Below are 6,479 nucleotides of genomic sequence, written 5' to 3' on the forward strand. Positions count from 1 at the left end.
GGCAGGCACGTTACGCTGCAAAAGATCCCGCGGTCAGCCCGTTCGCGGGAAGCAAGCGGTGTAGGTGAGGGAAAGTGCGCGTTTCGCTCGTACAACTCGACGTCGACCCGACGGTACCCGCCCGGGAACGCCTGGCCGAGGTCTCCGCCCTGGTACGCAGCCGGCGCGGCGACCACCTGGTGGTCCTGCCCGAGCTGTGGTTGCACACCGGCTGGGTCTACGACTCCTGGGAGTCGGATGCCGAAGGCGTGCGCGGACCGGTCGCCCAGACCATGGCCCGCGCGGCTCGCGACGCCGGGGTCTGGCTGCACGCCGGCAGCATCATCGAGCGCGGCGCCGATCAGAACCTCTACAACACGTCGCTGGTCTTCGATCCGGACGGCGCGCTGCGCGGTACCTACCGCAAGATCCACCGCTTCGGCTTCACCGGCGGCGAGGCCGCGTTGATCTCGCGCGGCACCGAGCTCGCGCAGGTGCGCATGCCGTGGGCCGAGGTGGGCCTGGCGACCTGCTACGACCTGCGCTTCCCGGAGCTGTTCCGGCGGATTCTGGACGCGGGCGCGGAGGTGCTGGTGCTGCCCGCCGCGTGGCCCGCGCGACGGGTCGAGCACTGGCGTGTGTTGTCCCGCGCCCGCGCGATCGAGAACCAGATGTTCGTGCTCGCCTGCAATACGACGGGCACTCAGGGTGGCGAGGCGATGGGTGGGCACAGCATGGTGATCGACCCGTGGGGCGAGATCGTCGCCGAGGCCGGCACCGAACAGACCGTGCTCACCGCCGAGATCGACCCGGCGCTGGTGGCCAAGACCCGCGAGGACTTCCCGGTCCTGCGGAACCGGGTGTTCTGACCGGTCACGGGCACGGTCCCCCTACAGGTGGGTGTTCTCGATCTCCTTGCCCGCCGCGTCGTACGCCTTGAGGTCGTACACGGGATCGGCCTTGTGCGCGGTCACCACGAGCACATAGACGCGCGTGGTGGGGTCGATCTGCACGGGCCGGATCACCACCGGCTCCCGGTGGCCCTGCCAGGTGACCTCCAAGTGGTCCACATCGGGGGACACCTCGGCCTGGATCACCGCCGCGTACAGGTCCTTCTGCCCCGGCACGGGTCCACTCGAGCCGCCACCTCCGAATCGGTTCCGGTCGGCCGCCTTGTCCTGCTCGGACCGGCCCGGCAGGGTGTTGCACGCCGTCATCGTCTCGCTGAACGCCTGCCGCTCGACGTCCTCGAAGCAGGTGCGTTCCGGGCCCTCCGTCCAGGCTCGGAACTTCCACGGCTTGCCGGCCACCACGCCCGCACCCACGATGTCCGGGCCGGCGTCCGGCGGTCGGGTGCCGCCGTCGACCGAGACGATGTCGGTGGACCTGCCGTCCTCGTCCAGCACACCCCCGGCGATCACCGCACCGCCGCCGCCGACCACCAGCGCGGTCGCCAGCGTCGCCCCCACCGTGAACCCGCGCCACCTGCGGCGCCGGCCCGCCCGCTCGATCGCCGCCTGCGCCGTCGGCGGGGTCAGCTCGGTCGCCCGAATCTCTGCCATGAATGCCTCCCTCAGTGCGGTGCCGTCGTCGGCCATTGCCGCACCTCCGTGTCCGAAGTAGAGGGGGTCTGTGTCCGACCCGGGATCAGATCGGCCAGTTGAGGATCCTTGCGGAGTTGAGCGAGTCCCTTGAACGTCTGACTGCGCACCGTACCCACCGCGCAGCCGAGGATCTGCGCGACCTCGGACTCCGAACGGTCCTCCCAGTAACGCAGCACCACCGCCGCCCGCCGCCCCGCCGGCAAGCGGGCCAACGCGGCCATCAGCACGCTGCGTTCGGCCACCACGCCGATCGAATCGGGCCCGGCGCGGTCCGGCAGCCGGTCGGTGAGGAAGTGCGTCACCCGCCGTCGGCGGACCCGGGACAGGTTCGTGTTCACAAGAATGCGGCGCACGTAGGCGTCCGGATTCTGCGCCGCGGCCACGCGCGCCCAGGACGTGTACGTCCTGGTCAGCGTGGCCTGGGCCAGGTCCTCGGCCTCGTCGCGATCGCCGCACAGCAGGTACGCGGTGCGCACCAGGGCTGTTCGGCGGTCCTCGACGAAGGCCCGGAACTCGTCTTCCCCATGGGATCTCAACCGTGCCCCCTTCCACCCGAACAGACGTGTGAAAGGGAGTCGTTCTATGCCGCGCCGTCGCGACCGCCGGCGGATCGGCCGTCGTTCAGTCGTCGTCCTCGGCGCTCAACCGGTCCACGCACACCGCGATCGCGATGATCAGCGCATGATCCCACCCGGGCGCGATGTCGACGCCGTAGGTGTCGCGCACCCGCAGCCACTTGCGGGTGATCTGCGCGATCGGCCCGTTCGGCCCGGTGATGCCGTACTCGTGGTTGAACATGTCGCCGCGCACCGAGAGTTCGACACCGACCGCGAGATCGACCTCGAACGCCTCGTGCAGTGGCGTGAACATCTTCTTGCGCACCGTGGCGACCGTCTCGCCGGTCGCGTCCTCGATCTTCATCGAGTGGTGGATGCTCATGATCTTCTTCTTCACGGTGGCCAACACCGTGCCGGACGCGTCCTTGAGCTCCAGCCGGTCGTGCAGCGTCAGCGCCTTGCCGTCGACCAGATAGACCTTCTCGCCGGATTCCGTCGTGACCCAGAAGTCGTCGCCGATCGCGAACATCTTCTCGCGCACGAGATAGCGGCCGGGAGCGACTCCCGGATAGAGCTGGGCTCCGTCGTACTCGTCCCCGACCACTGCTGCCTCCACGGTGACTACGCCTTGTCGGCAGACTGCCCGATATGCCGGCGTTCAGTCGTGCGGACGCGCCTGTGTGCGGCGTGCGGATACACCCGGTTGGGTGGGGTGCGACCGGTACACGCGCGGGCCGGGGGCCGCCGGCCGACCCGGATGGTTCACTTCGGATCATGAGCAGCACCGCACGCCGAGCCCGGATCCGGGCCCCCGAGCTGTCCGGTTCCGGCGGCTGGATCAACACCGATGGGCCCGGACCGACGCTGGCCGAGTTGCGCGGGCGGATCGTGCTGCTGGACTTCTGGACCTCGGCGTGCGTGAACTGCCACCACGTGTTCGCCGAGTTGCGCCCGATCGAGGAGCGCCATCGGGACGTGCTGACCGTGATCGGCGTGCACTCGCCCAAGTTCGAGCACGAGACGGATCACGGCACGGTGGTGTGCGCGGTGCAGCGACACGAGCTGCGGCACCCGGTCCTGGACGACCCCGAACTGAGCACGTGGAAGCAGTACGCGGTGCACGCGTGGCCGACTCTGGTGGTCGTCGACCCCGAGGGCTACGTGGTCGCGCAACTGTCCGGTGAGGGCCACGCGAGCGAGATCGAGGCGATGATCGCCGAGCTGGTGGTCGAGCACGAGGGCAAGGGGACGTTGCATCGGGCCGTCGAGGACTTCGAGCGACTCGACGCACCGCGCACCGACCTGCGCTTTCCGGGCCAAGTGCTGCGGTTGCCCTCCGGGGCGCTGCTGGTCGCCGACACCGGGCACCATTCGCTGGCCGAACTCTCCGACGACGGCCGTACGGTGCTGCGCCGGATCGGTACCGGGCGGCGCGGGCTGCTCGACGGCGGGCCGCGGCACGCGATGTTGGCCGAGCCGCACGGGATGGCCCTGCTGCCGCCCGAGGTGGCCGCCCACGTGCGGTACGACGTCGTGGTCGCGGACACCGCCAACCACGCGCTGCGCGGGGTCTCGCTGGCCACCGGATCGATCCGCACGGTCGCGGGCACCGGACGGCAGCGTCGGCGCGGTGCGGACGAGCACGGCGCGGCCCGGACGATCGACCTCTCCAGCCCGTGGGATGTCGCGTGGTTCGGCGGTCGGATCATCGTGGCGATGGCGGGTGTGCATCAACTGTGGGAGTTCGATCCGGTCGGCGAGGGCGTCGGGGCGTTGGCCGGCACCACCGACGAGGGGATGGAGGACGGGCCGGTCGACACCGCCAACTTCGCCCAGCCGTCCGGCCTGGCCGTGTCACCCGATCGGCACACGTTGTGGGTGGTGGACGCGGAGAGTTCGGCGCTGCGGCGGTTGGTGGACGGCCGGATCGAGACGGTGGTCGGCCGAGGGCTGTTCGACTTCGGCCTGCGGGACGGCCCGGCCGAACACGCGCTGTTTCAACACCCCTTGGGCGTGGACACGTTGCCGGACGGCTCGGTGGTGGTCGCGGACACCTACAACGGCGCATTGCGCCGCTACGACCCCACGGACGGGTTCGTGTCCACCCTCCTCGGCGACCTCGCCGAACCGGCCGCCGTGGCGGTGGTCGCCGACTTGGACGAGGAGCTCTACCTGACCGTGGTCGAATCCGCAGCCCATCGGGTCCGCAAGTTCCGCCTACCCCATACGTGAGGCCGTGCGGGAGGCGACGAGGCCGTGTCCGCGGCCGGCATGGCGCACCGGGACCCCGGCCGCCGGGTTGTGGCCCGCGACCACCCCGCAACGGGGACGACCGCGGCTCCGGAGTGGGAGGGGGAGGACTCCGGAGCCGCGGTCGTCAGGGGGGTGGTGCCGAGATGGTCTTCAGCGTCGGTAGTAGCGGCGTGTCGGCCGCTCTTCGACGATCCGTTCGACGGGCTGCTCGACGTAGCCTCCCGCGGGCGGCGGCTGCACGTAGCCGGCCGGCGGCGGGTTCAGCGACGCGCCGCGGCGCCGCGGCCCCCACACCATCAGGAACAGCGCGATGCCCACGACACCGGCGATCATCAGCACGACGCCGACCACGTCGATGTTGACGCCGGACGCGCTCCAGTCGGTGGCGAAGGTCAGGATCGCGCCCACCGCGATCAACAGGATGCCCGCTCCGATGCCCATGGGTCCGTTCACTCCGATCCGCTGACGTGCGGCGGGATTTCGCTGCGCCGATTGACTGTCGGCTCGCGCCTACCCGGAGTCCTCGAACCCATGCCCGCGGATTCTCGGCGGTCTTCAGCCCTCCAGGAACGCGGCGGCGGCCGAGGCGAGCAGGAACGGGTCGTCGGCGCCGCACAGTTCGCGGGAGGAGTGCATGGACAGGCAGGCGGTACCGACGTCCACCGTCTCGATGCCCAGGCGGGTCGCGGTGATCGGGCCGATGGTGGAACCGCACGGGATCGAGTTGTTCCCGACGAAGATCTGCGCCGGCACCCCCGCGCGTTCGCACGCCGCGGTCCACACGGCCCGGCCGCGTGCGTCCGTCGCGTAGCGCTGGTTGGTGTTGACCTTGAGGATCGGGCCGCCGTTGGGCACCGGGTGGTGGCCCGGCTCGTGCCGGCCGACGTAGTTCGGGTGCACCGCGTGGCCCACGTCGCTGGAGAGGTGGAAGGAGTCGGCGAACGCGCGGGCGCGGTCCTCCAGCGATCCGCCGCGGGCACCGACGATCCGGGTCAGCACCGTCTCCAGGAGCGGACCGGCCGCGCCCGTGGTGGACTCGCTGCCGGTCTCCTCGTGATCGAACGCGCCGAACACCGGGATGTGCGTCACCTTGTCGTGCGCGGCCGCGAGCAGCGCGGCCAGGCCCGCGTGCACGGACAACAGGTTGTCCAGGCGCGGTGAGGCGACGAGTTCGCGATCGCGGCCCAGGTAGCTGGGCTTCTGCACGTCGTGCACCATCAGGTCCCACCCGGTGACGTCGGCGGCGGCCACGCCGGCCTCCTCGGCCACGAACCGGATCAGCGCGCCTTCGTCCACCGCGCCCAGTCCCCAGATCGGGGTCATGTGCTGCTGCTTGTCCAACTGCAGCCCCGCCTCGTTCACCGAGCGGTCGAGGTGGATCGCCAACTGCGGCACGCGCAGCACCGGTCGGTCCACGAACACCAGGTGCTCGCTGCCGTCGCGCAGTACGATCCGGCCGGACAGGCCGAGGTCGCGGTCGAGCCAGGAGTTCAACAGCGGGCCGCCGTAGACCTCGACGGCGACCTGTCGCCATCCCGCGGCCCCGGTGTCCGGAAGCGGCTTGACCCGCAGCGTCGGCGAGTCGGTGTGCGCTCCCACGATCCGGAAGCCGCGCGTGCTCTCGGCGCCCTCCGGCACGTACCAGGCCACGATCGCGCCCCCACGCAGCACGTACCGCCCGCCCGCCTCGCCGTCCCACGCGGCCGTCTCCACCAGTCGCCGAAAGCCCGCCGCCTCCAGCCGCTCGGCCACATTCGCCGCCGCGTGGTAGGGGGAGGGACTGGCACCGATGAACTCGATCAGATCGTCGGTGTGACTCCGGTCGAAGCGAGGCGAGGGCATACATACTCCAAGGTCCACGACCGATCGGCCGCGAAGATCGTCACGGGCTCTCCGCCCACGAGCCTACGCCCCGCCAAACCCCCGAGACCGCCCCCGCACCCCGAACCACAAGGCACAAGGAACACCCCTCCCACACCCACACACAACCCCAACCCCCACCCCACCCCCAGGCGCGTCAGCGCCCCCGACCCGCGCCCACCCCAGTGATCGACGCGCGAAGCGCGGAGAGCGGCGGAGCCGCCAG

The 6,479-nt window shown here is 70.8% G+C and carries 6 protein-coding genes and 1 pseudogene; 2 read left to right on the forward strand and 5 right to left on the reverse strand.

Features of this window, described 5'->3' with window-relative positions:
• Positions 1–74 precede the first annotated feature (74 nt).
• Positions 75–848, forward strand: a complete 774-nt coding sequence (locus A3IC_RS0148140; protein WP_020557218.1) for a carbon-nitrogen family hydrolase — start codon at positions 75–77, stop codon at positions 846–848.
• A gap of 21 nt (positions 849–869) precedes the next feature.
• Here the strand turns inward: A3IC_RS0148140 and A3IC_RS0148145 are convergent, their stop codons facing one another.
• From A3IC_RS0148145 to A3IC_RS0148155, 3 genes are all read right to left on the reverse strand, one after another.
• Positions 870–1,541: a hypothetical protein gene (locus A3IC_RS0148145; protein ID WP_158696397.1), complete on the reverse strand. Its 672-nt coding sequence runs from the start codon at positions 1,539–1,541 to the stop codon at positions 870–872.
• 11 nt (positions 1,542–1,552) lie between these two features.
• Positions 1,553–2,119 carry a SigE family RNA polymerase sigma factor gene (locus A3IC_RS0148150; RefSeq protein ID WP_052174130.1) on the reverse strand — a complete coding sequence of 189 codons (567 nt, stop codon included), beginning with the start codon at positions 2,117–2,119 and terminating at the stop codon, positions 1,553–1,555.
• Between the two features lie 85 nt (positions 2,120–2,204).
• Complete coding sequence (locus A3IC_RS0148155) at positions 2,205–2,756, reverse strand: LURP-one-related/scramblase family protein (RefSeq protein ID WP_245599927.1); 552 nt, start codon at positions 2,754–2,756, stop codon at positions 2,205–2,207.
• Positions 2,757–2,914: 158 nt separating this feature from the next.
• On the opposite strand from A3IC_RS0148155, the pseudogene A3IC_RS0148160 reads away from it, so the two are divergent.
• A pseudogene (locus tag A3IC_RS0148160) lies at positions 2,915–4,363 on the forward strand (thioredoxin-like domain-containing protein); the annotation flags it as partial.
• A 180-nt stretch (positions 4,364–4,543) separates the two neighbouring features.
• Here the strand turns inward: A3IC_RS0148160 and A3IC_RS70430 are convergent.
• Entirely contained in the window at positions 4,544–4,834 is a 291-nt protein-coding gene (locus A3IC_RS70430; RefSeq protein WP_020557223.1) for a hypothetical protein, read from the reverse strand.
• A 114-nt stretch (positions 4,835–4,948) separates the two neighbouring features.
• Positions 4,949–6,235, reverse strand: coding sequence for a M18 family aminopeptidase (locus tag A3IC_RS0148170; RefSeq protein ID WP_020557224.1), 1,287 nt, complete (start codon positions 6,233–6,235; stop codon positions 4,949–4,951).
• Between the last annotated feature and the right edge of the window lie 244 nt (positions 6,236–6,479).

The sequence above is a fragment of the Embleya scabrispora DSM 41855 genome (assembly GCF_000372745.1).
GTDB lineage: Bacteria > Actinomycetota > Actinomycetes > Streptomycetales > Streptomycetaceae > Embleya > Embleya scabrispora.